Source organism: Streptomyces sp. NPDC059010 (genome assembly GCF_042740355.1).
Classification (GTDB): domain Bacteria; phylum Actinomycetota; class Actinomycetes; order Streptomycetales; family Streptomycetaceae; genus Streptomyces.
In genome coordinates this window covers 1-26,106 of record NZ_JBHYJA010000001.1, presented here as the reverse complement: position 1 = coordinate 26,106, position 26,106 = coordinate 1, and the positions used below count along the sequence as shown (strand labels likewise).

The 26,106-nt window shown below is 70.8% G+C and carries 29 protein-coding genes and 1 pseudogene; 15 read left to right on the top strand and 15 right to left on the bottom strand.

Annotation, left to right across the window (positions count from 1 at the left end; all coding sequences use genetic code 11):
- Positions 1-12 precede the first annotated feature (12 nt).
- Positions 13-690 (bottom strand): TetR/AcrR family transcriptional regulator, encoded by a 678-nt coding sequence (locus ACFWYS_RS00150; protein ID WP_384761557.1) that lies wholly within the window; start codon positions 688-690, stop codon positions 13-15.
- A gap of 119 nt (positions 691-809) precedes the next feature.
- Here ACFWYS_RS00150 and ACFWYS_RS00145 point away from each other — a divergent pair, with 119 nt between their 5' ends.
- Together ACFWYS_RS00145 and ACFWYS_RS00140 are read left to right on the top strand one after the other, a co-directional pair.
- Positions 810-2,321, top strand: a complete 1,512-nt coding sequence (locus ACFWYS_RS00145) for an MFS transporter (RefSeq protein WP_384761555.1) — start codon at positions 810-812, stop codon at positions 2,319-2,321.
- Positions 2,322-2,408: 87 nt separating this feature from the next.
- On the top strand, positions 2,409-3,026 hold the full coding sequence (locus ACFWYS_RS00140; protein WP_384761553.1) for an ABATE domain-containing protein: 618 nt from the start codon (positions 2,409-2,411) through the stop codon (positions 3,024-3,026).
- A 37-nt stretch (positions 3,027-3,063) separates the two neighbouring features.
- Here ACFWYS_RS00140 and ACFWYS_RS00135 read toward each other — a convergent pair whose 3' ends face one another.
- On the bottom strand, positions 3,064-3,630 hold the full coding sequence (locus ACFWYS_RS00135) for a hypothetical protein (protein WP_384761551.1): 567 nt from the start codon (positions 3,628-3,630) through the stop codon (positions 3,064-3,066).
- A gap of 104 nt (positions 3,631-3,734) precedes the next feature.
- Here ACFWYS_RS00135 and ACFWYS_RS00130 point away from each other — a divergent pair, with 104 nt between their 5' ends.
- Entirely contained in the window at positions 3,735-4,853 is a 1,119-nt protein-coding gene (locus ACFWYS_RS00130; RefSeq protein WP_384761549.1) for an ABC transporter substrate-binding protein, read from the top strand.
- Positions 4,854-4,907: 54 nt separating this feature from the next.
- Here the strand turns inward: ACFWYS_RS00130 and ACFWYS_RS00125 are convergent, their stop codons facing one another.
- Entirely contained in the window at positions 4,908-5,432 is a 525-nt protein-coding gene (locus ACFWYS_RS00125; protein ID WP_384761547.1) for an AAA family ATPase, read from the bottom strand.
- A 71-nt stretch (positions 5,433-5,503) separates the two neighbouring features.
- On the opposite strand from ACFWYS_RS00125, the gene ACFWYS_RS00120 reads away from it, so the two are divergent.
- Positions 5,504-5,719: a hypothetical protein gene (locus ACFWYS_RS00120; protein ID WP_384761545.1), complete on the top strand. Its 216-nt coding sequence runs from the start codon at positions 5,504-5,506 to the stop codon at positions 5,717-5,719.
- Between the two features lie 69 nt (positions 5,720-5,788).
- Here ACFWYS_RS00120 and ACFWYS_RS00115 read toward each other — a convergent pair whose 3' ends face one another.
- The 3 genes from ACFWYS_RS00115 to ACFWYS_RS00105 form a co-directional block, all read right to left on the bottom strand.
- Positions 5,789-6,634, bottom strand: a complete 846-nt coding sequence (locus ACFWYS_RS00115) for an FHA domain-containing protein (protein WP_384761544.1) — start codon at positions 6,632-6,634, stop codon at positions 5,789-5,791.
- Positions 6,631-6,894 carry a hypothetical protein gene (locus tag ACFWYS_RS00110; protein ID WP_384761542.1) on the bottom strand — a complete coding sequence of 88 codons (264 nt, stop codon included), beginning with the start codon at positions 6,892-6,894 and terminating at the stop codon, positions 6,631-6,633. The genes ACFWYS_RS00115 and ACFWYS_RS00110 overlap by 4 nt, the downstream gene beginning before the upstream one ends.
- Before the next feature lie 71 nt (positions 6,895-6,965).
- Complete coding sequence (locus ACFWYS_RS00105; RefSeq protein WP_384761540.1) at positions 6,966-7,547, bottom strand: TetR/AcrR family transcriptional regulator; 582 nt, start codon at positions 7,545-7,547, stop codon at positions 6,966-6,968.
- A gap of 71 nt (positions 7,548-7,618) precedes the next feature.
- Here ACFWYS_RS00105 and ACFWYS_RS00100 point away from each other — a divergent pair, with 71 nt between their 5' ends.
- Complete coding sequence (locus ACFWYS_RS00100) at positions 7,619-8,221, top strand: dihydrofolate reductase family protein (RefSeq protein ID WP_384761538.1); 603 nt, start codon at positions 7,619-7,621, stop codon at positions 8,219-8,221.
- Between the two features lie 29 nt (positions 8,222-8,250).
- On the opposite strand, the gene ACFWYS_RS00095 is transcribed toward ACFWYS_RS00100, so the two are convergent.
- The 5 genes from ACFWYS_RS00095 to ACFWYS_RS00075 form a co-directional block, all read right to left on the bottom strand.
- The gene (locus ACFWYS_RS00095) at positions 8,251-9,549 is read right to left on the bottom strand and encodes an ArgE/DapE family deacylase (RefSeq protein ID WP_384761536.1); all 1,299 of its coding nucleotides are present in this window, start codon (positions 9,547-9,549) and stop codon (positions 8,251-8,253) included.
- Between the two features lie 84 nt (positions 9,550-9,633).
- Positions 9,634-11,055 (bottom strand): ATP-binding protein, encoded by a 1,422-nt coding sequence (locus ACFWYS_RS00090; RefSeq protein ID WP_384761534.1) that lies wholly within the window; start codon positions 11,053-11,055, stop codon positions 9,634-9,636.
- Entirely contained in the window at positions 11,056-11,793 is a 738-nt protein-coding gene (locus ACFWYS_RS00085) for a response regulator transcription factor (protein WP_384761532.1), read from the bottom strand.
- A 73-nt stretch (positions 11,794-11,866) separates the two neighbouring features.
- The gene (locus ACFWYS_RS00080) at positions 11,867-12,946 is read right to left on the bottom strand and encodes an LLM class flavin-dependent oxidoreductase (RefSeq protein ID WP_384761530.1); all 1,080 of its coding nucleotides are present in this window, start codon (positions 12,944-12,946) and stop codon (positions 11,867-11,869) included.
- Positions 12,947-13,010: 64 nt separating this feature from the next.
- Positions 13,011-13,628 (bottom strand): TIGR03086 family metal-binding protein, encoded by a 618-nt coding sequence (locus tag ACFWYS_RS00075; protein WP_384761528.1) that lies wholly within the window; start codon positions 13,626-13,628, stop codon positions 13,011-13,013.
- Between the two features lie 84 nt (positions 13,629-13,712).
- On the opposite strand from ACFWYS_RS00075, the gene ACFWYS_RS00070 reads away from it, so the two are divergent.
- Positions 13,713-14,528 carry a DUF6597 domain-containing transcriptional factor gene (locus tag ACFWYS_RS00070; protein ID WP_384761526.1) on the top strand — a complete coding sequence of 272 codons (816 nt, stop codon included), beginning with the start codon at positions 13,713-13,715 and terminating at the stop codon, positions 14,526-14,528.
- Between the two features lie 76 nt (positions 14,529-14,604).
- Here the strand turns inward: ACFWYS_RS00070 and ACFWYS_RS00065 are convergent, their stop codons facing one another.
- Complete coding sequence (locus ACFWYS_RS00065) at positions 14,605-15,495, bottom strand: NADP-dependent oxidoreductase (RefSeq protein WP_384761524.1); 891 nt, start codon at positions 15,493-15,495, stop codon at positions 14,605-14,607.
- Positions 15,496-15,625: 130 nt separating this feature from the next.
- Here ACFWYS_RS00065 and ACFWYS_RS00060 point away from each other — a divergent pair, with 130 nt between their 5' ends.
- Both ACFWYS_RS00060 and ACFWYS_RS00055 read left to right on the top strand, forming a co-directional pair.
- Positions 15,626-16,033, top strand: coding sequence for a winged helix-turn-helix transcriptional regulator (locus tag ACFWYS_RS00060; RefSeq protein WP_384761522.1), 408 nt, complete (start codon positions 15,626-15,628; stop codon positions 16,031-16,033).
- A gap of 56 nt (positions 16,034-16,089) precedes the next feature.
- Positions 16,090-16,425: a YnfA family protein gene (locus ACFWYS_RS00055; RefSeq protein WP_380853824.1), complete on the top strand. Its 336-nt coding sequence runs from the start codon at positions 16,090-16,092 to the stop codon at positions 16,423-16,425.
- A 54-nt stretch (positions 16,426-16,479) separates the two neighbouring features.
- On the opposite strand, the gene ACFWYS_RS00050 is transcribed toward ACFWYS_RS00055, so the two are convergent.
- Positions 16,480-16,908, bottom strand: coding sequence for an ester cyclase (locus ACFWYS_RS00050; protein ID WP_384761520.1), 429 nt, complete (start codon positions 16,906-16,908; stop codon positions 16,480-16,482).
- Positions 16,909-17,039: 131 nt separating this feature from the next.
- Between ACFWYS_RS00050 and ACFWYS_RS00045 the strand changes: the two genes are divergently transcribed.
- The 3 genes from ACFWYS_RS00045 to ACFWYS_RS00035 all read left to right on the top strand — a co-directional run bounded on the left by ACFWYS_RS00045 (position 17,040) and on the right by ACFWYS_RS00035 (position 18,723).
- Positions 17,040-17,816, top strand: a complete 777-nt coding sequence (locus ACFWYS_RS00045) for an SDR family NAD(P)-dependent oxidoreductase (RefSeq protein ID WP_384761518.1) — start codon at positions 17,040-17,042, stop codon at positions 17,814-17,816.
- Positions 17,816-17,944, top strand: coding sequence for a hypothetical protein (locus ACFWYS_RS00040; RefSeq protein WP_272114384.1), 129 nt, complete (start codon positions 17,816-17,818; stop codon positions 17,942-17,944). Before ACFWYS_RS00045 ends, ACFWYS_RS00040 begins: the two co-directional genes overlap by 1 nt.
- Before the next feature lie 143 nt (positions 17,945-18,087).
- Positions 18,088-18,723 carry an LAGLIDADG family homing endonuclease gene (locus ACFWYS_RS00035; protein WP_384761516.1) on the top strand — a complete coding sequence of 212 codons (636 nt, stop codon included), beginning with the start codon at positions 18,088-18,090 and terminating at the stop codon, positions 18,721-18,723.
- Positions 18,724-18,766: 43 nt separating this feature from the next.
- Here ACFWYS_RS00035 and ACFWYS_RS00030 read toward each other — a convergent pair whose 3' ends face one another.
- Positions 18,767-19,960: an RtcB family protein gene (locus ACFWYS_RS00030; RefSeq protein ID WP_384761514.1), complete on the bottom strand. Its 1,194-nt coding sequence runs from the start codon at positions 19,958-19,960 to the stop codon at positions 18,767-18,769.
- A 216-nt stretch (positions 19,961-20,176) separates the two neighbouring features.
- Here ACFWYS_RS00030 and ACFWYS_RS00025 point away from each other — a divergent pair, with 216 nt between their 5' ends.
- The 3 genes from ACFWYS_RS00025 (at position 20,177) to ACFWYS_RS00015 (ending at position 23,659) form a co-directional block, all read left to right on the top strand.
- Positions 20,177-21,058: a DUF3558 domain-containing protein gene (locus ACFWYS_RS00025; RefSeq protein WP_384761512.1), complete on the top strand. Its 882-nt coding sequence runs from the start codon at positions 20,177-20,179 to the stop codon at positions 21,056-21,058.
- Between the two features lie 137 nt (positions 21,059-21,195).
- Positions 21,196-22,095, top strand: coding sequence for a DUF3558 family protein (locus ACFWYS_RS00020; RefSeq protein WP_384761510.1), 900 nt, complete (start codon positions 21,196-21,198; stop codon positions 22,093-22,095).
- A gap of 166 nt (positions 22,096-22,261) precedes the next feature.
- A complete protein-coding gene (locus ACFWYS_RS00015; RefSeq protein WP_384761508.1) occupies positions 22,262-23,659 on the top strand; it encodes a DUF2637 domain-containing protein in 1,398 nt (465 codons plus the stop codon).
- Between the two features lie 59 nt (positions 23,660-23,718).
- Here the strand turns inward: ACFWYS_RS00015 and lysS are convergent, their stop codons facing one another.
- Positions 23,719-25,455, bottom strand: coding sequence for a lysine--tRNA ligase (gene lysS / locus ACFWYS_RS00010; RefSeq protein WP_384761506.1), 1,737 nt, complete (start codon positions 25,453-25,455; stop codon positions 23,719-23,721).
- 253 nt (positions 25,456-25,708) lie between these two features.
- Here lysS and ACFWYS_RS00005 point away from each other — a divergent pair.
- Positions 25,709-26,106 (top strand): annotated as a pseudogene (locus ACFWYS_RS00005) (hypothetical protein); the annotation flags it as partial.

Sequence of the window (26,106 nt, the reverse complement as noted above, 5' to 3'; positions counted from 1 at the left end):
CTGTCCGGTGTTTCACTCCCCGCCGACCGGACAGGCCCTGGTTCCCGTCGCCAGCAGCCCGTTGACCACCAGCGTCGCCAGTGTTTGCGCCGTCTCGGTGAGCTGCTGCGGTGAGGTCGGCTCGGCCCTGCCCAGGCGTCGCGCCAAGGGCACCTCCACCATCCCCGAGATGGGAGGGACCACGGCGAAGAAGAGCACGTCCATCGGGACGGCCGCCATGCGTCCGTCGGCAACGAGCCGGTCGATGACACCTCCCATGGTCCCCAGGGTCGGGGCCATGTAGTTCTCGTACAGGTAGTCCAACCGCTCGCTGTCCAGGGTGAATTCGTTGACGAAGAGCCGTCCGACCAGGGGAGCGTCCGCCGCGGTCCGGTAGAAGCCGACGATGATCTGCCGCAGCTGCTCGGCATCGTCGAGCGAAGGGTCCGCCTGCGGCATGCGCGCCAGCTGCGCCCCCAGCGAGTGGTCCACCACCGCGCGCCAGAACGCCGCCTTGGATCCGTACCGGTCATTGATGAAGTTGTGGCTGACGCCCAGCCGGCGGGCCAGCTCGCGCGCCGAGGCATGGTCGTAGCCCAGCTCCGCGAAGGCTTCGAGCCCGCGGTGCAGGATGTTCTGCTCGTCCGGCACCGCCGGAGTGCCCGCGCCCGGACGCCCCGGCCTCCGTGCGGATTCCGCTCGTGCACCCACCTCTGCCTCCTTCACTGCTTCGCCTCTCGCCGGGAGCTTACTTGACACCTGTCAGACGGAAGCTAATCTGACACTCGTCAGGCCAATCTGACAACCGTCAGACCTCTCGGAGTCCCGTCATGACCCAGACCTCCGCCGACACTCCCGTCGGCACGTCCACCGCCCCCGCCCCACCGCCCGCCGAGGCGCCACCCCGACATCGCTGGTGGATCCTCGCCGTCGTCGGTCTGGCCCAGCTGATGGTCGTGCTGGACGGCACGATCGTGAACATCGCCCTGCCGTCGGCACAGCAGGACCTGGGCTTCTCCGACGGGGACCGGCAGTGGGTGGTCACCGCCTACGCGCTCGCCTTCGGCAGTCTGCTGCTGCTCGGCGGCCGCATAGCGGACCTGTTCGGCCGCAAGATGACCTTCCTGGTCGGCCTCGTCGGCTTCGCCGGAGCCTCCGCCGTCGGTGGCGCCGCCGGGAGCTTCGAGATGCTCATCGTCGCGCGGGCCGCGCAGGGTGTGTTCGGCGCGCTGCTGGCCCCCGCCGCGCTGTCACTGCTGACGACGACGTTCACCGACGCCAAGGAACGCGCCAAGGCCTTCGGCGTCTACGGCGCGATCGCCGGGGCGGGCGGTGCCGTCGGCCTCCTCCTCGGCGGCGTCCTGACCGAGCACCTCGACTGGCGCTGGACCCTCTACGTCAACCTGGCCTTCGCCGCGGTCGCCTTCGTCGGCGGTGTGATCCTGCTGCAGCGCACCACCCGCGACAAGTCCGCCACGATCGACATCCCGGGCGCCCTGCTCGTCTCCTCCGGCCTGTTCTGCCTGGTCTACGGCTTCTCCAACGCCGAGAGCCACGACTGGAGCTCCCCCGCCACCTGGGGCTTCCTGGTCGCCGGAGCCGTACTGCTGGCCGCGTTCACCTGGTGGCAGACCCGCGCCTCGCACCCCCTGCTGCCCCTGCGGGTGCTGCTCGACCGCAACCGCGGCGCGTCGTTCGTCTCCGTGCTGCTGATCGGCGCGGGCATGTTCGGGGTCTTCCTCTTCCTCACCTACTACCTGCAGCAGAGCCTCGGCTACACGCCCATCGAGACCGGGCTGGCCTTCCTGCCCATGGTCGGCGGGCTGATGCTGGCCTCCACCCTCGCCTCCACGGTGCTGGTCCCCCGGATCGGCCCCAAGCCGGTCGTGCCGCTGGGCATGGGCCTGGCCGCGGCGGCCATGGTCTGGCTGACCGGCCTCGGCCTGGACAGCGCGTACGCCACCGACATCCTGCCGCCGCTGATCGTCGCGGGCCTCGGCTTCGGTCTGATCATGGCTCCGGCGATGGCCCTGGCCACGGACGGGGTGCGGGCCGAGGACGCGGGCGTCGCCTCCGCCGCGGTGAACACGATGCAGCAGGTCGGCGGCTCGCTCGGCACGGCCCTGCTCAACACGCTCTCCACCAGCGCCGCCACGGAGTACCTGTCCGGCCGCAACCCCAAGGACCCGGCGGTCCTCGCCCAGGCCGGCCTGGAGGCGTACTCCACCGCGTACTGGTGGTCGGCGGTGTTCTTCGTCGCCGGACTGGTGATCAGCTTCGTCCTCTACCGGCGCGGCGCACCCACGGCCGACCCCGACGCGGCACCGGTGGTCCACATGTGAGGTGCTGTGAGGGGCTGCGAAGTGCTGCTTCGCCTCCCGGAACCCGGTGTGACACCCCCGGTCGCGCCGGGTTCCTACCATGGGGCCATGAAGGAGACCGCCATGGCGACCGCGCCGGAGACCGCCGAACCCCCGATCCCGCCCGCGCCGGGGGCGGAGCAGTACCCGTCGCTCGCCCTCGTCAACAGCGTGATCGCGCTGCCGGGCGGCCAGTTCGTCGATCTCCTGGGCACTCCGGCCGCGGCGAACCAGTGGCTCGTCGAGCGGGACCTCGCCCCGGTCGACGCCGGTATGCGGGAGATGTGCGCCGCCCAGCTGCGTTCGCTGCGCGAGCAGATCCGGTCCCTGTTCGACTCCCGGGTGGCGGCCCTGCCCGCCCTGCCCGCCGCCCTGGCCGCCGTGAACGACGCGATGACCAGGGTGCCCACGGCCCCGCTCCTGCGGTGGGACGACAAGGACGGCCCCTACCGCGCGGCCCCGCACCCCACCACCGAGATCGTCGACCACGCCCTGGCGACCCTCGCCGCCGACGCCGCCGACCTGCTCACCTCCCCCGACGCCGACCGCCTCACGGCCTGCGGCTCCGCCCCCTGCAACCGCTACCTGCTCCGGCACGGCCGCCGCCACTGGTGCTCCACCCGCTGCGGCGACCGCGCCCGAGCGGCACGCGCGTACGCCCGCCGCACCCGGCCTGCGACGGACTGACGCACCGGGCGAACCGACAGGCTTGCGGGCTGCCGGCCTAGAACCTCACCCGCCGCTCGCAGTCCGTGGTGATCACGTCCCGGAGGTTGCCGACCACCGCGTCGTTGCCGCCGTCGCAGGCGGCCGCGTCGTTGCCGATCACGCCGTCGCGGAGGTTGATCGTGTCGTTGCCGGAGCCGGTGCGGACGAAGTCGCCACCGGTGCCGGCATTGATGTTGGTGTTGATGGGGGCGGTGGAGAAGAAGCTGTCCCCGAAGTTGCCCAGCGCGGCGTTGATCCGGGTGACCCCGCCCGATCCGGTGGCGGGACCGCAGTCGGCGGCGGTGTCGTCGGTGCCGGGCATGATCGTGCAGCCCTGGCCCGCCTGGATGTGGGTGTCGTCCTCGACGATCAGGTGCCCGTTGGCGGCCAGGCCGACCCTCATGTGGTTCGCCACGTTGGCGCGGGCGAGAATCCGGACGGTGCCGTCGATCCGGTCCACCACGGAACCGGGCGTCCCCTGCGCGAAGGCGGGGGCCGCGGGCACGGCGAACGCGGCCAGGGACACACCCGCGACCAGGACCGGGGCGGCCTTACGCGTCAGGGAACTCTTCGCGGTCTTCATGCTGCGCTGTCTCCTTGCATCGGGAGAGGGACGAGTGTCGCGGACAGATGACGAGGCGAATAATCGATTGCCCGTCGGCGACGGTGGCGGGTGCAATGTCCGGCATGATCACCCAGTTGCCGTCATCCCCCGCTGGAGCAGGGCGAGCTGACGGACCGTCCGTCCGGATCGGTGTGCTCGTTCCGCTGACCCGGCCCGGCTGGGCGGAGGCAGGCCGGCACCTGCTCGCCGGCCTTGAGCTGGCCGTCGGTGACGTCAACGACGCCGGAGGGGGCGGCGGAAGACCGGTGGAGCTGGTGGTCCGGGACACCGCGGCCGATCCGCAGAAGGCCGCCGCGGCCGTGGACGAATTGGCCCAGCTGGGCGTGGCGGCGCTGGCGGGGGAGTATCACAGCGTCGTCGCCCGTGCCGCTGCCACCAGGGCCGACGCCCTCGGCCTGCCGTTCCTGTGCTCGTCGGCGGTGCTCGACGCGCTCACCGACCAGCCGACGGACCGGGTCGCGCGCCTCTCCCCGCCGCAGTCCCGCGGCTGGCAGGTCTACGCCGACTTCCTGCTCGACGCGGGCCACAGCCGTATCGCCGTGGCAACCCAGCCGAGCGTGTACTGGGCTTCCGGGGTCCGCATCCTGCGGGACCACCTGGCTCCACGCGGCGGCACCGTCATCGAACTCGACACGCGCGCGCTCACCCCCGAGGCCCTGTGCGACGAACTCGTCGACCGCCGCGCCACAGCCCTCCTTCTCCTGGTCGGCCACCCGGAACCGGCCGTGCCGATCGTCAGGTCCGTCCGCCGCAACCCGCGCCTCGCCGGGATCAGGATCGGTGCTCCGGCCGGGCAGCCGGAGTTCGCCGAATGGGCGACGCTGCTGGGCGACGACGGCGCCGCGATCCCGTTCCTGCGCTATCTGCCCGAGCGCCTCAGCCCGCTCGGTGCACGAGTGGAGACGGTCCTGCGCGAGCGGCTGGCCGAGGCGCCCTCCTTCGTCGCGTTCGAGGGCTACGACACGGTCGCCGTCCTCGCCGAGGTGCTGCGTTCCCACGGTGCGGACCGGGCGCGCATCGCCGAGTCCTGGCCGCGCGTCACGGTCGAGGGCACCCGTGGACGGGTCGAGTTCTCCCGGACGCCGGGCATCAGTGTGTGGCAATGGGCCGGGGCGCCGATCCAGGTCGTCGACCGGGATCCGGCAGCGCCCGGTCGCTTTCGGATCCTGCACGCCGGTTGAGCTTCGCGACGGGGCGTCAAGCGGCGATCTCCTTGAGCCGACCTCAGCCTGACCTCAGCCCTTGACGGCCGCCACGATCTGCCGGGCGGCCTGGCCGGGCGTGAGGTGCGTGGTGTCGACCACCTCGGCCTCGGCGTGCAGCCAGGTGCGGGCGGCCTCGGCGTAGGGTTTCAGGTACTGGAGCCGGAACGGGGAGTCGGGGCCGAGAACGGTGTCCCCCGCGATGCGCCCACGCAGGGTGTCCTGGTCGGCGTGGAGGACGAAGTGCCGTACCGGAATGGCGTGTTGGGCGAGGCCCGCGCTGATCTCGCGCCAGTACTCCTCGACCAGGACGGTCATGGGCACCACCAGGGTGCCGCCGGTGTAGTCGAGTACACGCCGGGCCGTCTCTACGACGAGCGGGCGCCACGGCGGCCAGTGCTGGAAGTTGTCCGTCGCGGGCAGCCCCGGCCTGATGTCCATGAGCGTCTCGCCGACCTTCTCGGCGTCGAACACCCGGGAATCCGGGATCAGCTGCTGCACCAGTGCACTGGTCGTCGTCTTGCCCGCGCCGTGGGTGCCGTTGAGCCATACGATCATGCGATCCGAGGCTAGCGCCAAAGGGCTATCCCAAGTAGCGGGTCCTGCCTACGGCGCCGACGCTGGGAATCATGGCCAGCGCGCAGCCGATCGTGATCTACCCGCCTGCCGAGGACGGCGGGCGGCGTGTCCGTGTCGACGACCGGTTCGTGGGGATGGCGTACGGACTGCTCGATGTCGTCGAGTTCCTGCGCCTGGCGGGCCTGGAGGACGTGGACGACGACTGGGTGCGGGCGTCCGGACTGATCGAGTGGCGGGGCGGCGGGCCGGACGCGTGGGAGGGCTGAGTACGACGAGACGGGCCATCGCCCTGGGATCCTCCCTCGGCTCACGCCCCGTCGATCAGGCATCGTCGATCAGGCATCGTCGATCAGCACCAGGTCCATCGGCACGAGGGTCGTGGAGGTCAGCAGGGCCCGGATGAGGTGGTCGTTGAGGGCGTTGCCGACCGGCTCGCCCACCTCCTCCCGGGTCAGGCCGGAGACGCCGTCGCGGGACAGTCGCAGGCGTACGCCGTTGATCAGGTGCTCCACGCGTTTGTCCGTCCAGGTCATCCCCGGCTGCACGTCGGTCAGTAGTGCGGCCGTCTGTCGCCAGGTCAGGGGCTGTGGGCGGGGTTCGTGCAGCAGGTAGCGGCGGCCGAGGGCGACCAGGGCGAGGCGCTCGGCGGCGGAGAGGGTCCAGACCCGGGGCGGCCGGGTGACGTCCTCGTGCCGTGGGGCGCGGTGGCCGCCCTCGGCGTCCGTGACGAAGACCTCCAGCAGGTGCTCGCGGCCACGTGAACCGCCGACGAACAACGGCGTGTAGCCGGGGTCGAGGAGAAGTGGCTCCTCACCCCGGAACAGCAGCCGACCCCCGGCGCAGCGGATCGGCAGGCGCCCGGTGTTGCTCACCCACCAGTGCCCGCCCCGCTGGGTGAGCGTGCCCTGATGCCGGCCGACCTGGGGATCGTCCTCGCCGAGGCAGACGTGCACCTCGGGCCGGTTGCGCCCGAACAGCACCTCACGGCCCTCGCCGGGGCCCAGCGTCATACCGCCGCCGAGCGCGAGGGCGAAGAGCGTGCCGGGGTCGGTGGCGGAGGCACCGCGGGCGAGGCTGTCGTAGGTGGCGGGGAGGGGGCGGCCGTGGGGGGCGGGGCGAGGGCAGCCCGGTTCGGCGGGGCGGTTGCGGCCCTGGTCGTCAGGGCGGCGGCCGGCGGTCACGGCGTCTCCTCCGGCAGTCGTTCGGCGATGTTCTTCAGCGCGGCGGCCGTCAGCGCCTCGGCCGTGGCGTACTGCGCCTCCTTCTTGAGCCTCTTGGCGGCCCGCCCGCCGTCCGGCCGTGCGCACTTGACCGCGACGGTCTGCCGCGGCGTCTCGTCCCAGGCCTGCCGCACGACGCCCATCCCGCCTCGGCCGATGGGTTCCTGGAGGAGGTGGCGGCCTGCGACCTCGTGCCCGGCCCGTAGCGTCAACACGGTCACGGAGTGTACGGAGCGGTGGCCCAACGGTGACTGTTTTCACGGGACTTCATACGGACGGACACAGGACCCTTTCAGGGTGTGTCCGTAACGATGCGCTCGACCGCCGCCGCCACCAGCTGTTCGCGCTCCGCCTCCGTGAAGACGTCCGGCAGGGTGAGCTGCTCGACGATCAGCCAGTTCAGGGTCAGGATGAGCAGCTTGACGGCCATGGCGTCGCCGGGGAGGCCGGAGGCCTCGTGGTAGGCGACGTTGGCGTCGACATCGGCGCGGACCCGCTCGGTGAGGACCTTGCGCAGTTCGGGGCGGCGGGTGGCCTCCAGGCGCAGTTCGAGCAGCGCGAGGTAGCCGGTGCGGAAGGCGGCCACCCGGCCGACGAGTTCCCGCATCAGCTCCGCGTACGTCTCCCGGTCGCGGCCGGCCGTCCGCTGGCGGGCGATCGTGGCCTCGTCGGGCTGGAGCCGCTCATAGACCCGGGCGCCGGCCTGGGTGAACAGTTCGTCCCGGTTGGCGAAGTAGTTGGACGCGGTACCGGCGGGCACGGCGGCCTCGGCGTCCACCGCCCGGAAGGTCAGGCCCCGCGCACCTTCCCTGGCCAGCACCTCGATCGCCGCGTCGACGAGGGCGGCCCGCCGCTGGTCGTTCCGTCGCACCATTGACACCACTCCAGTTGTAGTACTACCTTCAAACCACTACAGAGAGAGTACTACGGATGGGGTTACCAGGAATGCGAAAGCTCACCTACTACATCGCAGTCTCGCTCGACGGGCGCATCGCCGGCCCCGGCGGCGAGTACGACTTCTTCCCTGCCGGCGACGAGCGGCAGAGCGCCGCCTACAGCGCCTGGGCCAACACGCTGTACCCCGAGACCGTCCCGACGGCCTACCGCGCCGCCGCCGGCCTCACCGACATACCCAACCGGCACTTCGACACCGTCCTCATGGGCCTGGGCGCCTACCGTCCCGCCTTCGACAACGGCATCACCAGCCCGTACGCGCACCTGCGCCAGTACGTGGTCTCCAGCACCCTCAAGCCCGACGCCGACCCGGCCGTCACCGTCGTCCCGGGCGACCCGCTCGCCCTCGTCCGCGAGCTCAAGCGGGAGGAGGGCACCGGCCTGGGCATCTGGCTCTGCGGCGGCGGCAAGCTCGCCGGCGCGCTCCTGCCCGAGATCGACGAACTGGTGATCAAGCACTACCCGGTGGTCGCCGGAGCCGGGATCCCGGCCTTCGACGGCGCCTTCGACCCCACCGCCTTCGAAGTCGCCGAGCGCACCGCGTTCCCCAACGGCGTCACGCTCACCCGCCTCACCCGTCTGACCCGCCGATAGGGGCACCTGGGATCACCCCCACGCCCCACTCACTTGGTGCCGACCGTCCGCAGCACCGTGACCGCCAACGTCCGCGCCACCCCCACCACCTCCGCGACCGACACCCGCTCCCGCGCACTGTGCGCCACCCGGATGTCCCCCGGCCCGAACTGCAGGGTCGGTATCCCCGCCCCGGCGTACAGCCGCAGATCACTCCCGTACGGCGCCCCGCACTCCCGCGGCTCCGCGGCGCCCACGGCATCGGCGTACGCGCCCCGCAGCACCCCCGGCAGCGGATGCCCCTCCGGCAGCCGTCCGCTCGCGAACCGCCCGCCCGGCCAGGTCACCACCGCCGGATGTCCGCGCAGCCAGGGGTCGTCGGCGCAGGCCCGCGCCACGCACCGTTCGAAAGCGGCCCGCGCCTCAGCCGGGTCCTCCCCCAGCCGCACCCCCAGCCGTCCCTCCGCGACCAGCAGATCCGGCACGCTGCTCGCCCAGTCCCCGGCGTGCACCGTCCCCACCGACAGGGCGTACGGGATCGGGTGCTCGGCCATCAGCGGATGCGGGTCCCGGTTGCGCTCGGTCTCCAGCCGCCCCAGGGCCCGGTGCAGCGGCAGATACGCGTCGAACGCGCTCACCCCCTGGTCCCGCGCACTGCCGTGCGCCGCCTTGCCGGGCACGGCGAGCCGGAAGGTCAGCGCCCCGGCGTTCGCGGTGACCAGCGCGCCGCCGGTCGGCTCGGTGATGACACAGACGTCCCCCCGGTGGCCGCGCCGCAGCGTGCCGAAGGCGCCGAGGCCGCCGTCCTCCTCCCCCACCACGAAGTGCACGCCGACCCGCCCGCGCAGCCGCACCCCGGCCGCCCGTATCGCGGCGAGCGCGGCGAGGTGGGCCACCAGGCCGGCCTTCATGTCGCACGCACCCCGCCCGTGTACGACATCCCCGGTCACCCTCGGCACGAACGGATCGCCGTCCCACGCGTCCGGATCACCGGGCGGTACGACATCCACATGGCCCTGCAGGACGAACGTGGGCCCGTCCCCGCCGTCCGGCGTCACCCCGGCCAGCCCCCACGCCTCGTCCCGCTCCGCCTCCGTCCCCGGGAACCCGGGATCCCCGCGCAGCGCCGCCAGATCCATGGACCACAGGTCGACGTCCAGTCCGAGCCGCTCCAGCCGTCCCGCCAGCAGATGCTGCAACTCCGACTCGGCCGCGCTGCCGGTCACGCTCGGCACCGCGATCAGTTCCAGCAGCGTCCGTCCGATCCCGGCCTCGTCGATCTCCGCCAGGACGGCCGCCTCCACGTCGTTCAGCACGATGACGCTCCTCCCCGAGCCGAGCCAAGCCATATGCCCACGCCCACACCCACGCCCGCATCCCGGGGGCGCCGCGCGGGATCCCACACAGATGGTCGCCCACGAGAGGGAAGCGGGTCAGGCGGAGCCTCCGACCGTGAACCCGATCACGGTCCCGCCCCCGTCCCGCCGGAAGGCGAACGGCGCACCCCCGTGCGACAACGCCACCTCCCGCACGATCGACAGCCCCAGCCCCGACCCGGGCAGCGAGCGCGCGTCGGCGGCCCGGTAGAAGCGGTCGAAGACGCGGATCAGGTCGTCCTCGGCGATGCCCGGCCCCCGGTCGAGCACCTCCACCCGGACCGTGCCGGGCCGCGCCGGGCCCGCGACGCTGATCTCGATCGGTGCGGTGCCGTCGCGGTCGAACTTGGCCGCGTTCTCCACGAGGTTGGTCACCGCGCGCTGGAGCATCCCCGGCCGGCCCTCCGCCGTCGTGTCGCCGCTCGCACGGACCTGGATCCGCCGTCCGGTGCGCCGTCGGGCGAGGCCCGCCACCTCCTCGGCGATGTCGGCGACGTCCACCTGCTGGACCGGCTCGGTGTCGGACTGCCCGGCCGCCAGGTCGACCAGCTCGTTGACGAGATCGGTGAGTTCGCGTGCCTCCTGGCCCAGGTCGGCCACGAGTTCGTCGCGGGTGGCGGGCGGGAGTTCGTCTATGCGCCGCAGCAGGGAGATGTTCGTCCGCAGGGACGTCAGAGGCGTACGCAGTTCATGGCCCGCGTCCTGCACCAGCCGCCGCTGGTCCTCCTCCGACTGCGCCAGCCGGCCCAGCATACGGTCGAAGGCGCGGCCCAGGCGGCCGACCTCGTCGTAGCCGGTGACCGGTACCTGGATGCCTAGCCGGCGGGTGCGGGCGACGTCCTCGGCGGCGGCGGTGAGCACGACCAGACGGCGGGTGATGCGCCGGGCCAGCCACCAGCCGAAGAGCCCCGCGAGGGTCACCACCGCGGCCATCAGCAGCAGGGTCCGCTGCTGGAGCGCCCGCAGCAGATCCTCCGTGTCGCTGAACTCCTGGGCCACCTGCACGGCGCCCCGCCCGCCGCCGAGCGCGACGGTCGCGACGCGGTAGACGTCGCTGTCGACACCGACGTCCTTGTGCTGGACCATCCGCCCGGCCGTCGCGTCGGCCGCGATCCGCCGGTCCTCGGACGTGACCGGCAGCCCCGGACTGCCCGGGTCGACGACCGCGCCGTCCGGGCCCAGCACCTGGACGTCCGTGCGGGCGGGCCGTACGAGATCGTGGCCGGGCGCGGAGGAGGAGAAGTCCTCCGGGTTCATCGACCGCTGCCGCACCTCGCCCCGCAGGTCCTGCACGACCTCGTCGAACACGGACTCCTGGTCCACCCGCACCAGCCGGGCGGCGGCGGTGTACGACAGCAGGCCCACCAGGACGGTGACCGCGGCGGTCACGGCCGCGAAGGACACGGCGAAGGTGGTGCCGAGGCCGCTGCGGCGGCGTCCGGCCAGCAGGCGCCCGAGCCTTCGGCGGGCCGCGCCCACTCAGTCCTCCCGCAGCACGTAACCCACGCCGCGCACCGTGTGGATCAGCGCCGGGGCGCCGGGCTGGTCGAGCTTGCGGCGCAGATAGCCGACGTAGACGGCGAGGTTCTTGGAGCCGGGGCCGAAGTCGTAGCCCCAGATACGGTCGTAGATGGTGGAGTGGTCGAGGACGATGCCGGCGTTGCGCACCAGCAGTTCCAGCAGCTCGAACTCGGTCCGGGTCAGCTCCAGCTCCCGCCCGCCCCGCCAGGCCCGCCGCGCCTGCGGGTCCATCCGCAGCCCGGCCGCCTCGATCAGCCGGGCGGCGGCTGCCCCGGGGGTCTCGGGGGCGGTCTGCCTCGGTGCGTCGGCGGGGGCGGCGGCGCCCGCCTCGCTGGTGCGGCGCAGCAGGGCGCGCAGCCGGGCGAAGACCTCCTCGACGTCGAAGGGCTTCACGACGTAGTCGTCGGCGCCCGCGTCCAGGCCGGCGATCCGGTCCTGGGTCTCCACCAGCGCCGTCAGCATCAGGATCGGCGTACGGTCGCCCTCCGCGCGCAGCACCCGGCAGACCTGGAGCCCGTCGATACCGGGCATCATCACGTCCAGCACGAGCACGTCCGGCGGGGTGCGATGGGCCTGGGCCAGCGCCTCGACACCGTCGGCGACCGCGGTGACCCGGTAACCCTCCAGGGTCAGCGCGCGCTCCAGCGCGTTGCGGATGGCGCGGTCGTCTTCGGCGAGGAGAACAGTCTGGGACACGAGGTCAGTCTGCCAAGGCCTCCGGCGGTTGAGCCGTGATGCGGCGCATACGATCACCCTTCTTACTGGGCTCTCACCGTCGCCCGGCCGCCTCCGACAGGGAGGCATGGGTCGGGGCCTCGGGGACGTGGGCCGGACGGCCGTTCGCGAACTCCTTGCGCAGCACCGGCACGACCTCCTCGCCGAGGATGTCGATCTGCTCCAGGACGGTCTTCAGCGGCAGCCCGGCGTGGTCCATCAGGAACAGCTGGCGCTGGTAGTCACCGGCGTACTCGCGAAAGCCCAGCGTCTTCTCGATGACCTGTTGCGGGGAGCCGACCGTCAGCGGCGTCTGCTCCATGAAGTCCTCCAGCGACGGGCCGTGCCCGTACACCGGCGCGACATCGAAGTACGGCCGGAACTCGCGGACCGCGTCCTGCGAGTTGCGCCGCATGAAGACCTGCCCGCCGAGACCGACGATCGCCTGCTCGGGCGTGCCGTGCCCGTAGTGGGCGTACCGCTTCCGGTACAGCTCGACCATCCGCCGGGTGTGGTCGGCCGGCCAGAAGATGTTGTTGTGGAAGAAGCCGTCGCCGTAGTAGGCCGCCTGCTCGGCGATCTCCGGCGAGCGGATGGAGCCGTGCCAGACGAACGGCGGTACGCCGTCCAGCGGGCGGGGCGTGGCGGTGAAGCCCTCCAGCGGCGTACGGAACTTCCCTTCCCAGTCCACGACGTCCTCGCGCCACAGCCGGTGGAGCAGGGCGTAGTTCTCGACGGCGAGGTTGATGCCCTGCCGGATGTCCTGGCCGAACCAGGGGTAGACCGGCCCGGTGTTGCCGCGCCCCATCATCAGGTCGACCCTTCCGTCGGCCAGGTGCTGGAGCATCGCGAAGTCCTCGGCGATCTTCACCGGGTCGTTGGTGGTGATGAGGGTGGTGGCGGTGGAGAGCACGAGCCGCTCGGTCCGGGCCGCGATGTAGCCGAGCATCGTCGTCGGCGACGACGGCACGAAGGGCGGGTTGTGGTGCTCACCGGTCGCGAAGACGTCGAGCCCGACCTCCTCGGCCTTCAGCGCGATGGCGACCATGGCCTTGATGCGGTCGCGCTCGGTCGGCGCACGGCCCGTGGTGGGGTCCGGCGTGACGTCGCCGACGCTGAAGATCCCGAACTGCATGGTGGCCCATCCTCCAGGTGGTTGACCATTCAACGATACCCGGAGAACGGAGACCTGCCCCTGCCTATTCCTTGTCCTTGTCCTTGAGGTTCCAGTGCGGATCCCGGCCGGTCAGGGCCAGCAGTCGTTCGAACGGCGACGCGCCCTCCGGCTCCGGCACCGGCTCGCCGAACACGCCCATCTTCCGGGCCGTCGGCGCCAGCTCGGCCACCGCGCCGGACAGCTCCGTCACGACCGCCTCGTCGGCGCCCGGGTAGTCCTGGCCCGTCGCCCGCGCCAGATCCCACACATGGACGGTCAGATCGAGCAGCGCCATCGAGCCGACCAGCCGCGCCGGCATGTTCATCCCGCCGGTCGTCCCGTCCTCGGCCCCGGGCGCGGACCAGGCCGCCACCAGCCGCTCCGCCTCGTCCGCGAGCCGCTCACGCCACCCGGAGTCCGCACCGACCCGGTCGGGCGTCTCACCGAAGTCCGACGCCTCCTTCGCGGCCAGCCGCTGGAACTGCACGATCACCTGGAAGAGGTGATTGACCAGGGCCTTCACGTCGTACTCCGCGCAGGGCGTGGGCGCGTCGAGCGCCGCGTCCGGAATACCCCGCACCACCGGAACGGCCCGCTCCCGCGCCATGCCGAGCAGCTCACCGATGCCGTACGTCTTCACGTTCACGTCGTTCGTGTCCATGCCCCGACGGTAGGGACATCCACGGCCGCTCTTCTTGAAGAAACGCGACGCCCCGCCCGGCCGATCCCGACGTACGATCCGCCCATGGAGGCACCCCGCCACGACACCCGCGGGATAGTCGACCCGCCCGGGCTGCTCAGCCGCGTCCGCTTCCGCCGGCACGAGCCCGCCGAGCCGCTGCGCCGCCATGTCGAGTGGTACTGGTTCATCGACTGGGACCTGCCCGAGCCCTACGCCTCCCATGTCGTCCCGCACCCGTCCGTCAACCTGACTTTCCAGTGGGACGAGGAAGAGGGGCCGCCCTACGGCGAGGTCACCGGAGTCGCCCTCGGCCTCTACACCAGGAAGCTGACCGGACGGGGCCGGGTCTGCGGGGCGAAGTTCCGGCCCGGCGGCTTCCGCCCGTACGCCCCCGAGGCACCGGTGTCCCGCTGGACGGGCGCGGCCCTGCCGGCCGAGGAGGTCTTCCCGCAGGCCACGCCCGACACGGCCCGCTCGGTGGTCACCCCCGCCACCGACGCCGCCCGAGCAGCGGCCCTGGACGCCTTCCTCCTCACCGTCCCCTGCGCCCCGGACCCCCAGGCCGACCTCGCCATGGCCCTGGTCCAGCGCATCCGCACCGACCGCACGGTGCGCCAAGTCAGCGACTTCGCCGACGCGCAGGGCCTCTCCGTACGGGCCCTGCAACGCCTCTTCTCGGCCTACGTCGGCGTCAGCCCCAAGTGGGTCCTCCTGCGCTACCGCATCCACGAGGCCCTGGAACAGGCCGGCACCCGCACCGACATCGACTGGGCCGCCCTCGCCACCGACCTCGGCTACGCCGACCAGGCCCACCTGATCCGCGACTTCACCCGAACGGTGGGCGTGCCACCGACGGCGTATGCACAGGGGGTGCGCTGAGGCACCGGGGGGCGGTGCTGGGCGCGGGCAAGGCATTCCCGCCCACAGGCACCGCCCCCTGACTCGCGCCCACCCCTCAAGGCACCAGCACCAGCCGCCCCCGCACCCCGCCCTCCGCGAGCCGGGCATGGGCCTTGGTCGCCTCGTCGAGGGCGAAGGTCTCGGCCACCCGCGTCGTCAGCACGCCCTCGTCGACCAACCGCACCAGCTCGGCCAGCCGCCGTCCATCGGCGCTCACCTCGACGGCCCCGGTCCGCACCCCTCGCACAGAGCCGGGCTGTGCCTGCGGAATGACGCCGATGTAGGCGCCGCCGTCCCGCACCCACGCGAGCGCCGGTTCGCCGAGCACCGCCGCGTCCAGTACCGCGTCGAAGCCGCCCGCCCCGATGGCAGCGTCCACGGCCGGCGTCGCCCCCAGCGACCGTACGAGTTCCCCGTCCGCCTCCCGGGCCAGCCCGGTCACCGGTATCCCCCGGTGCGCGGCAAGCTGGACGGCGTACCCGCCGACGGCCCCGGCCGCGCCCGTCACGAGCAGCGACTGACCTGGCGTCAACTCCAGCCGGTCCAGGGCCTGTACGGCGGTGAGCGCGTTCAGCGGCAGCGTCGCCGCGTGCACGGCGTCGACGGTCACCGGCGCCTTGGCCGCGGCGTCCGTGTCCACGACGACGTACTCGGCATGCGTGCCCAGCGGCTTGACCATGCCGTAGTCGAGCGCGACCACCTGGTCCCCGACAGTCCAGGCACTGCCCACACCCACCGCGTCCACGGTCCCGGCCACGTCCCATCCGAGCCCGATCCGCTTCCCCGCACCCCCGAAGACCCCGGCCCGCACCCCCGCGTCCACCGGATTCAACGCCGCCGCCGCGACCTTGATCCGCACCTGCCGCGCACCGGGCTCCGGCACCTCGGCCTCCACGACCTCGACCACCTCGGGCCCACCGAACGCGTTCACGACAGCAGCACGCACAGCAACTCTCCCTTGCTTCCCTTGTGTTCCTTGCGTTCCTTGCTTCTCTCTGCTGCCGCAACCCTAGGAAGAGTTACTATCTCTCAGTAAGTAGTTACCTCAGAGTGCGTACCTACCCCGGAGGTGAGCCATGGCGACCATGACGGCGGCCCAGCGGCGCGAACAGGCCCGCGTCGAGTACGACGCGTTCCTCCGGAGCTGCCCCACCAACCAGCTTCTGGACCGCATCAGCGACAAGTGGGTCAGCCTCGTCGTCTCCGCCCTCGCCGCCGGCCCGATGCGCTACAGCGACCTCGGCCGCAAGATCGCCGGCGTCAGCCCCAAGATGCTGACCCAGACCCTGCGTTCACTGGAACGCGACGGCCTCCTCACCCGCACCGTCACCCCGTCCGTCCCGGTCCGCGTCGACTACGAGCTCACCGCCCTGGGCCACAGCCTCGCCCAGCTCCTCACCGCGGTGAAGGACTGGGCGGAGAACCACTTCGACGAGGTCCACGAGTCCCGCGACCGCTACGACACCGAGAACCCCGACGGCTGAAAGGGCCCACGAGAGGCCGGCCAGGGGGCTCGCGACGGCATGCGAAGCTGGCGGCCATGCTGATCCTCCGCTCCGCCGCCCTCTTCGTCGTCGCCGCGCTGTTCGAGATCGGCGGCGCCTGGCTGGTCTGGCAGGGCGTGCGTGAACACCGCGGCTGGCTGTGGATCGGCGCGGGCGTCATGGCCCTCGGCGCCTACGGGTTCATCGCCACGCTCCAGCCCGACGCCGAATTCGGCCGCATCCTCGCCGCGTACGGCGGCGTCTTCGTCGCCGGCTCACTGGCCTGGGGCATGGTCGCGGACGGCTACCGCCCGGACCGCTGGGACGTGACGGGCGCGCTGATCTGCCTCGCGGGCATGGCGGTGATCATGTACGCACCACGCGGAAACTGACGGAGCCGACACAGCCGACGGCACTTACGAACCGACGGCCACGGAAACCGCGGCTCAGGACGGCGGGAGCAGCCCCAGCTGCCCCAGGAACTCCATCTCGTCGAAGTACAGCCGGTACTCCACGATCTTGCCGTCCCGGACGGTGGCGAAGTCCACGCCGCGGATCTTGATCTCTTTCTGCGTCGCGGGGATGGTCTCGCCGGAGGGCAGCTGAATCGGCCCGGTGTTGTGTCCGCTGAAGAAACCCTCGTCGATGGCCGTGTCGCCGACCTCGTACGCGTGCACGGACTCGTATGTGCCGTCGGGGATCGCGTCCGTCATCTGGCGCCAGTACTCGACGATGCCGTCGCGCCCGTGGATCTCACCGCCGTCGGGAGTGACGGCGACCGCGTCCTCGGCATACAGCTCGCCCAGCGTCCTCAGATCCGGGTGTGTGGTCACCGCGTCCGTGAGCCGGTCCATGACCTCACGTGCCTGTCCCATGATCCACCTCCGCTCCAGGGGATCACCCATCTCATTGTCCCACCGCTCGCCCCGCCTATCCTGGCCGAACGGTCTCCGGAAACCCTCCGGCCCGATTACGACGACACGTCGATCACGTACGAGGAGCAGCCATGCCCACCGCAGCCCCGTCCGCCGCCTCCCGCATCGCCGTCATCACCGGTGCGAGCAGCGGAATCGGCGCCGCCACGGCACGACAGCTCGCCGCGGCCGGCTACCGCGTCGTCCTGACGGCCCGCCGCAAGGACCGCATCGAGGCGCTGGCGGAAGAGATCACCGCGGCGGGCGGGTCGGCGACGGCCTACCAGCTGGACGTGACGGACCGCGCCGCGGTCGACGAGTTCGCGACGGCCTTCAAGGCGATCGGCGTCCTGGTCAACAACGCGGGCGGCGCGCTCGGCGCCGACCCGGTCGCGACCGGCGACCCGGCCGAGTGGCGCACGATGTACGAGACGAACGTCATCGGCACCCTGAACCTCACCCAGGCCCTGCTCCCCAAGCTGGAGGCGAGCGGCGACGGCACGATCGTGGTCGTCTCCTCCACCGCCGGCCACGGCACGTACGAGGGCGGCGCCGGCTACGTCGCCGCCAAGCACGGCACCCACGTCCTCGCCGAGACCCTGCGCCTGGAGATCGTCGGCCGCCCGGTCCGCGTGATCGAGATCGCCCCCGGCATGGTCAAGACGGACGAGTTCGCCCTGACCCGCTTCGCCGGCGACAAGGAGAAGGCCGAGAAGGTCTACCAGGGCGTCGCCGAGCCCCTGACCGCCGACGACGTCGCCGACACCATCACCTGGACGGTCACCCGCCCCAGCCACGTCAACATCGACCTCCTGGTCGTCCGCCCGCGCGCGCAGGCGTCCAACACGAAGGTCCACAGGGAGCTGTAGTGGCACAGGACGGCCGCAAGGACCCGCACAACGAACGCCAGATGTGGTGGTGGCTCGGTTACTTCCTGTTCGGCATCCACATCGTGGCGTTCGTGATGATCTACGCGGTGACGCACGCGCCGAAGTAACCCACAGGAGTGAACGTCATCGATCACCCGAACGGACGCTGAACTGACGATCTAGGCTCGCGCCACAACATCAAATCGACGGCCCCCGGCCGGGCGGCAACCCGAACCGAGGGCCTGACCAGCAAGGAAGGAACCACTTCCTCATGGCTGACTGCGAGCCTAGCGTCCACCAGTTCATGGACCTGAGGGTCCCCGAGTACGCGTACATGTTCGGCTTCTTGCAGGCGGACGGGCACCTCTCCCAACAGTCCCGGCAGCGAGGGCGATTGACCGTCGAGATCAGCGCCCGAGACGCCGATCTCCTGCGCAAGTTCCAGGAGCTGACTCCGTACAACAGCAACATCACAGAGCGCACGCGATCCACGAACTTCTCCGAGACCCACATCTCGGCCTTGTGGAGCCTGTGGTCCCTCGAAGCCAGGACCAAGCTCAACGACCTCGGCCTGCCGTACGGCCGCAAGTCGAAGACGATCACTCCGCCTCGCGTCGAGTTCTCACGCCGCGACTATCTCCGAGGTGTCATCGACGCCGACGGTTCGGTGGGGTTCACCAAGCAAGGGCTGCCCTTCATCTCCCTGACCACTGCAAGCACGGCGATCGGCGCCTATCTGTGCTTCTACGCAAGGGAAGTCACTGGAACTGAGCGCAACATCAAACGCAACAAACGCGACGACATCTTCAATATCTGCTACTGGAAGGAGCAGGCACAGAAGTTGGCCGCCCACCTCCGCCTTTGGCGCCTCCGCACCGGCCGAGTGCCCATGCAGAGCGACCAGTGACCAAGTGAGCAAGGCCCCCGGTTCCCGCCGGGGGCCTCGTATGTCACCCCTTCACGCAGACGACCTGCTTCAGCTTCGCCACGACCTCCACCAGGTCCCGCTGCTGATCGATGACCTGCTCGATCGGCTTGTAAGCCCCCGGGATCTCATCCACGACACCGGAGTCCTTACGGCACTCCACCCCTCGCGTCTGCTCCTCCAGGTCCTTCGTCGTGAAGCGACGCTTCGCCGCATTCCTGCTCATGCGCCGACCGGCCCCGTGCGACGCCGAGTTGAAGGCCTTCTCGTTGCCGAGGCCCTTCACGATGTACGAGCCCGTCCCCATCGAACCCGGGATGATCCCGTACTCGCCGGAGCCGGCCCGGATCGCCCCCTTACGGGTCACGAGTAGGTCCATGCCTTCGTACCGCTCCTCCGCCACGTAGTTGTGGTGACAGGAGATCTCCGGATCGAAGGTCGGCTTTGCTTTCTTGAACTCCCTGCGAATAACATCCTTGAGGAGCGCCATCATGATCGTGCGGTTGTACTTGGCGTACTCCTGCGCCCAGAACAGGTCGTTCCGATACTCTGCCATCTGCGGGGTATCCGCTACGAAAACAGCCAGGTCACGGTCAACCAGGCCCTGGTTGTGCGGGAGCTTCTGGGCCACGCCGATGTGGTACTCGGCCAGCTCCTTGCCGATGTTGCGCGAACCGGAGTGCAACATCAGCCACACAGACCCGGAATCGCAAATATTTACTTCTGCAAAGTGATTCCCGGATCCGAGGGTCCCGATCTGCAAACTCGCCCGCTCCCGCCGGAACTTCACGGCCTCAGCGACCCCCTCGAACCGCCCCCAAAAGTCATCCCACCCCGCAGTGGCCAACCCATGGAACCGCCCCGGCTCAACAGGACTGTCATGCATCCCCCGCCCCACCGGAATGGCCTGCTCGATCTTCGACCGCAGCCGCGACAGATCCCCCGGCAGGTCGTTCGCCGTCAGGGACGTCTTCACCGCCGACATCCCGCACCCGATGTCCACCCCCACCGCCGCAGGACACACAGCCCCCTGCATCGCGATGACGGACCCGACCGTCGCCCCCTTCCCGTAATGCACGTCCGGCATCACGGCGAGGCCCTTGATCCACGGCAGGGTCGCGACGTTGCGCAGCTGCTGCAGGGCCACGTCCTCGACCGTCGTCGGGTCGGTCCACATCCGGATGGGCACCTTCGCGCCCGGCATCTCCACGTACGACATATCGTCCTCTATCCCCCGGAAACAAAATACAAGTCTGAAATCGCAAAACCGGCGCCAAGGTCAATGAAAAGGGACAGCGGACCGGCGTCCACGGCAGTGCGTGCGATACACATTGTCTGCAGGCGGCGCCCCCGCGCGGCAAGCGATTAACCAGCGGGGACACTGAGAGACCGGCAACACACCAACCACACAGTCACCGTCGAGAGGAGCCTGACCGTGCAGCGGAAGGCGTACGTATCCGGCGTCGCCGCGCTCCTCGCGGCGCTGCTGGCCGGCTGCACCGGCGGCTCCGACGACGGCGGCGCGACGGACGACGCCAACCCCGGCGACGCCGGCACGGCGACCGCGACGGCCGAGCCCGGCCGGTATCAGACGCTGCCCGAGGCGTGCGGCGTGGTCGACCAGGACACCCTCGACACGCTGCTGCCCGGCATCCGGCAACTCCCGGACGAGGAGCAGCGCGACAAGGCGTACGAGGGCACGCCGACGCTGACCTACGACACGGACCGCAAGGTGGGCTGCCGTTGGAAGGTCGAGTCGGCGGAGGCCACGGATCACCTGCTCGTCGACTTCGAGCGCGTGGTGTCGTACGACAAGACGGTCAGCGACGACAGTGAGGCGGAGCGGCTCTTCGCGGTGCGGCAGGAGGCGGCCGACCTTCCCGAGCCGGTGAGCTCCTCCTCCGTCGATCCGAGCGGCCCGCCGTCCTCCTCACCGTCCTCCTCGGCCTCCACGCCCACGTCCACTGAGTCCCCTTCACCCTCTTCGTCCCCTTCGTCCTCCACCTCGGCCTCCCCCTCGATCTCCGCCTCGGGCGCCTCCGGTTCCGCCTCCCCCGACGGCGCGGCCGGTGCCGAGCTGCAGCCCCGCGTCCTGGAGGACCTCGGCGACGAGGCCTTCCTCGACGACGCGCTCAGCAGCTCCGGTTCGACGGCCGAGCAGCGCACGGTGACTGTGGCGTTCCGCACGTCCAACGTGATCGTGAGGATCGTGTACGAGGAGCAGCCGGCGACCGTCGGCACGGTTCCGGACAGTGAGGAATTGCAGGACAGAGCCCAGAAACTGGCCGCGCAACTGGCGGACGCACTTGCGGAGTAGCGCCCCTCCGCAGCCCCTTCGCGCCCTCCTGCGACGTAACCGAAACGAGACCACACAGCTTCTTCACCGCGTACCGTGGCCCCTCGGACCCGATCCGACCGCAGGAACCACGAGTGTCAGTCATGAGTGAAGGAACCATGCAGCGAGCAGCGAAGCGAGACCAGCATGACCGGCGTGACCAGCGCGAGCAGCGTGTGAAGGGCCTTCACCGGGTCCTTGTCGGCGCGGCCGTCGTCCCCGCGATGCTGGTGGCCGTGGGCTGTTCCTCGGACTCCGGTTCGGACGACGGAGCCGGGAACGACAGCGCGAAGACCTCGGCGTCGACGTCGGAGACCTCCGCGAGCCCGTCGCCGACGGTGCAGGCGGCCACGTACAAGTCGCTTCCGCAGGCGTGCAAGGTGCTGGCGAAGAAGACGCTGGAGGATCTGGTCCCGAAGGCGAAGTCGGGCAAGGCGCATGCGTCGGACGACGACTCGACGCGCGGCTCCTGCTCCTGGAGCAGCCTCGACGACAACGGCGTGAAGGGCTCGCAGTTCCGCTGGCTCAATGTCTCCCTGCTGCGCTTCGAGTCGGACGTCACGCGCGGCTCGGGCGACAAGCTGGCGCGGGAGTACTACGAGTCGCAGCTGCAGGGCGCCCGTTCGGTGTCCGGCGCGAAGAACGTGAAGTCGGAGCCGGTCGCCGGAGTGGGTGACGAGGCCACGGCGGTGCGCTACGACCTGAAGAAGAAGGAGGGCGCCTTCAAGCAGGAGACGATCGTCGCCCGGGTGGAGAACGTGGTCGTCTCGCTCGACTACAACGGCGCCGGTTACGCCGGTGACAAGACCCCGAGCGCGGACTCCCTGAACAAGCTGGCGCAGAAGGCGGCCAAGGAGGTCGTCGCCGCCGTGACGAAGGCGAACGGCAGCGGCAGCGCGGGCACGCCGAGCAGCGCCCCTTCGAAGTCCGCTTCGAAGTCTCCCTCGAAGTCCCCGTCCGGCAGCCCCTCGAAGGCGGCGTCAGCCTCCCCGTCCAAGTCAGCGGCGAAGAAGAGCTGACCGTCACACCCGCCTCACGACTGAGTCACAACTTGCAGCTCAGCCGCGCCTTTTGCCCGAGCCCGGCCCTTTCGGGGGCCGGGCTCGGGCCGTACCGGAGGTCCGTCCGCCGCACGGATGTGCCACCCTGTTGCGCGCAACAACACGCAAGGGGAGGGGAGTACGAGTGGCCGCGACACCGCAGCTGACTCGGACGCACCGCATTCTCATCGGTGTGGTCGTGTTCGGCGCCGTGATCATCGCCGGCATCGGCTTCGCCGGTTCGTACGCGGCCGTCCGTGAGCTGGCCATCCAGAAGGGTTTCGGGAACTTCAGTTATGTCTTCCCGATCGGCATCGACGCGGGCATCTGTGTCCTGCTCGCCCTCGACCTGCTCCTGACCTGGATACGCATACCGTTCCCCCTGCTCCGTCAGACGGCCTGGCTGCTGACGGCCGCGACGATCGCCTTCAACGGCGCGGCGGCCTGGCCGGACCCGCTGGGCGTGGGCATGCACGCGGTGATCCCGATCCTGTTCGTGGTGTCGGTCGAGGCGGCCCGCCATGCGATCGGCCGCATAGCGGACATCACGGCCGACAAGCACATGGAGGGCGTACGTCTGACCCGCTGGCTGCTGTCGCCGGTCCCGACGTTCCTCCTGTGGCGCCGGATGAAGCTGTGGGAGCTGCGCTCCTACGAGCAGGTCATCAAGCTGGAGCAGGAACGCCTGGTCTACCAGGCCCGGCTGCGTTCCCGCTTCGGCCGCTCGTGGCGGCGGAAGGCCCCGGTGGAGTCGCTGATGCCGCTGCGTCTGGCGCGCTACGGCGTCCCACTTGCGCAGACGGCTCCGGCGGGCCTGGCGGCGGCGGGCATCGAGCCGGCACTGCTGCCCCCGGTACCGAAGCAGGCCCTGGACACGGCGCCCGCCGTCGGCGTGACGCCGACGGCCGACGTGGTCGCGCCGACTCCCCACGCCCCGACTCCTGGCGCACCGACTCCTGGCGCACCGACTCCTGGCACATCGGCCCCCGTCACTCCGGCTCCAGGCGCACAGGCTCCCGGCATGGCCGCAGGCGGCCGTACGGCCGGGCCGGTGCCCGTCCCGGAGCTGATGGGCGGCCCCGGCGCGGAGCAGCCGGACTACGTACAGGACTGGTTCAACACGCCCCGCCAGGTCGAGTACCAGGGGGGCTATGACGCCCAGTACGACCCCCAGGGCCACTACCAGCAGTGGTACACGGAGCAGCAGCGGGCCGAGGAGTACCGCGACCAGTACGAGGAAGAGCCCCCGGTCCAGGAACCCTCCCCGGAGGACACCGGTACCTTCCCGATCCCGGTGACGGGCAACCGCACCCGCCAGCTCGGCGAGGGCGGCGGTCCCCCGGAGCCGGCCGACCCGACCGACGAGGACTACTACCAGGTCTTCCGCCAGTCCATAGACGGCAGCTACCCCACGCCCCGCGTCCTGGGCGACAACATCCAGGCGACGTACGGCACGACGCTGGGCAGCAGCGAACTGAAGGCCCTCACGGAACGCTTCCAGCAGCGCCACTCGGCGCAACTGGAAGAGGAGCACATCGCATAAGAGCCGGTGAAAGACCTGAGGGGCCCTCGTCCGAGGGCCCCTCAACGCTTCACCCGGTCCTACTCCCCGAGCAGGGCCCGTACGCGCTCCTGCCCCACCGCCAGCAGCAGCGTGGGCAGTCGCGGACCGGTGTCCCGGCCGACCAGCAGGTGGTACAGCAGCGCGAAGAACGCCCGCTGGGCGGTCTTGATCTCGGCCGGCAGTTCCTTGGGCGTGGCGTCGGCGGAGAATCCGGCCTGCACCTTGGGCACGCCGTACACGAGGTGGGTCAGCCCGTCGAGCGACCAGTGCTCGGCGAGCCCGTCGAGCAGCAGCCGCAGCGACTGCTGGGACGCCTCGTCCAGGGACTTCAGCAGCTCGGCGTCGGGCTCGTCGCGCACGATGGTCCGCTGGTCGGCGGGCACCTGCGTGTTGATCCAGGCCTCGGCCTTGTCGTACCGCGGCCGGGCCTCGTCCAGCGAGCTCAGCGGGTTCTCCGGGTCGAGCTCGGAGAGGATGCGCAGGGCCTGGTCCTGGTGTCCGGCGGTGATGTCGGCGACGGAGGCGAGCGTCCGGTACGGCAGCGGGCGCGCCGTCCGCGGCAGCTCACCGGCGGCGGTGCGCACCGCACGCGAGTGGGCGGCGACGTCGGCGGGCAGAGCCGACCCGTCCGCGACCTTCCCGTCCAGCTTGTCCCACTCGTCGTAGAGCCGCTGGATCTCCTGGTCGAAGGCGATCTTGAAGGACTGGTTGGGCCTGCGGCGGGCGTAGAGCCAGCGCAGGATCTGCGGCTCCATGATCTTCAGGGCGTCGGCGGGGGTGGGCACCCCACCCCGCGAGGACGACATCTTCGCCATGCCGCTGATCCCCACGAAGGCGTACATGGGCCCGATGGGCTGCTTGCCGCCGAAGATCCCGACGATCTGCCCGCCGACCTGGAAGGAGGATCCGGGGGACGAGTGGTCGACCCCGCTGGGCTCGAACACGACACCCTCGTAGGCCCAGCGCATGGGCCAGTCGACCTTCCAGACCAGCTTGCCGCGGTTGAACTCGTTGAGCCGGACGGTCTCGGAGAAGCCGCACTCGTCGCAGGTGTACGACAGCTCGGTGGTGTCGTCGAGGTACGAGGTGACCGTGGTGAGGTCCTTCTCGCAGTTGCCGCAGTAGGGCTTGTACGGGAAGTACCCGGCGGCACCGGAGCTCCCGTCGTCCTCGGCGGCCGCCCCCGATCCCTCGGCGGCCTCCAGCTCGGCCTCGTCGACGGGCTTCTGCGACTTCTTGGCGCCGCCCTTGGGCTTGGTGCGGTACTGGGCGAGCACGGCGTCGATGTCGCCGCGGTGCTTCATGGCGTGCAGGATCTGCTCGCGGTACACGCCGGAGGTGTACTGCGCGGTCTGGCTGATCCCGTCGAACTCCACACCGAGCTCGGCGAGCGACTCGGTCATCGCCGCCTTGAAGTGCTCGGCCCAGTTCGGATACGGCGACCCCTGGGGCGCCGGCACGGAGGTCAGCGGCTTGCCGATGTGCTGGAGGTGGCTCTCGTCGGAGACACCGGCGATGCCCTTGGGCACCTTCCGGTACCGGTCGTAGTCGTCCCAGGAGATCAGGTGCCGCACCTGGTACCCGCGCCGCCGGATCTCGTCGGCGACGAGGTGCGGGGTCATGACCTCGCGCAGGTTGCCCAAGTGGATGGGTCCGGAGGGGGACAGCCCGGACGCGACGACAACGGGTTTGCCGGGGGCCCGACGCTCCGACTCCTCGATGACCTCATCCGCGAAACGGGAGACCCAGTCGGTGGTCTCGGTGCTCTGAGCCACGTCGGCACGTCCTTCTTTCTCCGGGGCAGCCGTACGGTCAACGGCTGGCGCCGTCCATTGTCCCAGACGGGATAAGCGGCGCAGTCGTTTATCGAGGGGCGTAGGCGGTATCGACATGCGGCTCCGCCGCGTGGGCGCGACAAGCCCCCACCGGCCCGCGGCCGGGCACAAACCCGGAAAACCCCTTTGCGGCCCCGTGGGATACTGGCCACGACTGTCAACCCAGCCCCGACCAGAACGGCAGCCCATACCCATGGCCCCGGTCACGTCCATCACCGCCAACGTCAACGCACAGCTCTCCGACGCCCTGACGGCCGCCCTCCCGGGAACCGTCGGGGACGCCCTGCTGCGACGTAGCGACCGGGCCGACTTCCAGGCCAACGGGATCCTGGCCCTCGCCAAGAAGGCCAAGTCGAACCCCCGGGAGCTGGCGACGCAGGTCGTCGGCAACATCGTCACCGGTGACGTGATCAAGGAAGTCGAGGTCTCCGGCCCCGGCTTCCTCAACATCACCGTCACCGACCGGGCGATCATCGAGAACCTCGCCGCGGGGGGGGGGGGGGGGGGGGGGCGGCGGGGGGGGGGGGGGGGGGGGCCGGCCCGGACACTGAGAGGAAGCCACGAGACCGAGAGAGAGGGACCTCAGGAGGC

What these genes read in the sequence shown, in the direction of transcription:
- ACFWYS_RS00145 (WP_384761555.1), top strand. Translation starts at nt 810, where the DNA reads ATGACCCAGACCTCCGCCGACACTCCCGTCGGCACGTCCACCGCCCCC.
- ACFWYS_RS00140 (WP_384761553.1), top strand. Translation starts at nt 2,409, where the DNA reads ATGAAGGAGACCGCCATGGCGACCGCGCCGGAGACCGCCGAACCCCCG.
- ACFWYS_RS00135 (WP_384761551.1), bottom strand. Translation starts at nt 3,630, where the DNA reads ATGAAGACCGCGAAGAGTTCCCTGACGCGTAAGGCCGCCCCGGTCCTG.
- ACFWYS_RS00130 (WP_384761549.1), top strand. Translation starts at nt 3,735, where the DNA reads ATGATCACCCAGTTGCCGTCATCCCCCGCTGGAGCAGGGCGAGCTGAC.
- ACFWYS_RS00125 (WP_384761547.1), bottom strand. Translation starts at nt 5,432, where the DNA reads ATGATCGTATGGCTCAACGGCACCCACGGCGCGGGCAAGACGACGACC.
- ACFWYS_RS00120 (WP_384761545.1), top strand. Translation starts at nt 5,504, where the DNA reads ATGGCCAGCGCGCAGCCGATCGTGATCTACCCGCCTGCCGAGGACGGC.
- ACFWYS_RS00105 (WP_384761540.1), bottom strand. Translation starts at nt 7,547, where the DNA reads ATGGTGCGACGGAACGACCAGCGGCGGGCCGCCCTCGTCGACGCGGCG.
- ACFWYS_RS00100 (WP_384761538.1), top strand. Translation starts at nt 7,619, where the DNA reads ATGCGAAAGCTCACCTACTACATCGCAGTCTCGCTCGACGGGCGCATC.
- ACFWYS_RS00095 (WP_384761536.1), bottom strand. Translation starts at nt 9,549, where the DNA reads ATGGCTTGGCTCGGCTCGGGGAGGAGCGTCATCGTGCTGAACGACGTG.
- ACFWYS_RS00080 (WP_384761530.1), bottom strand. Translation starts at nt 12,946, where the DNA reads ATGCAGTTCGGGATCTTCAGCGTCGGCGACGTCACGCCGGACCCCACC.
- ACFWYS_RS00075 (WP_384761528.1), bottom strand. Translation starts at nt 13,628, where the DNA reads ATGGACACGAACGACGTGAACGTGAAGACGTACGGCATCGGTGAGCTG.
- ACFWYS_RS00070 (WP_384761526.1), top strand. Translation starts at nt 13,713, where the DNA reads ATGGAGGCACCCCGCCACGACACCCGCGGGATAGTCGACCCGCCCGGG.
- ACFWYS_RS00060 (WP_384761522.1), top strand. Translation starts at nt 15,626, where the DNA reads ATGGCGACCATGACGGCGGCCCAGCGGCGCGAACAGGCCCGCGTCGAG.
- ACFWYS_RS00055 (WP_380853824.1), top strand. Translation starts at nt 16,090, where the DNA reads ATGCTGATCCTCCGCTCCGCCGCCCTCTTCGTCGTCGCCGCGCTGTTC.
- ACFWYS_RS00050 (WP_384761520.1), bottom strand. Translation starts at nt 16,908, where the DNA reads ATGGGACAGGCACGTGAGGTCATGGACCGGCTCACGGACGCGGTGACC.
- ACFWYS_RS00045 (WP_384761518.1), top strand. Translation starts at nt 17,040, where the DNA reads ATGCCCACCGCAGCCCCGTCCGCCGCCTCCCGCATCGCCGTCATCACC.
- ACFWYS_RS00035 (WP_384761516.1), top strand. Translation starts at nt 18,088, where the DNA reads ATGGCTGACTGCGAGCCTAGCGTCCACCAGTTCATGGACCTGAGGGTC.
- ACFWYS_RS00030 (WP_384761514.1), bottom strand. Translation starts at nt 19,960, where the DNA reads ATGTCGTACGTGGAGATGCCGGGCGCGAAGGTGCCCATCCGGATGTGG.
- ACFWYS_RS00020 (WP_384761510.1), top strand. Translation starts at nt 21,196, where the DNA reads ATGCAGCGAGCAGCGAAGCGAGACCAGCATGACCGGCGTGACCAGCGC.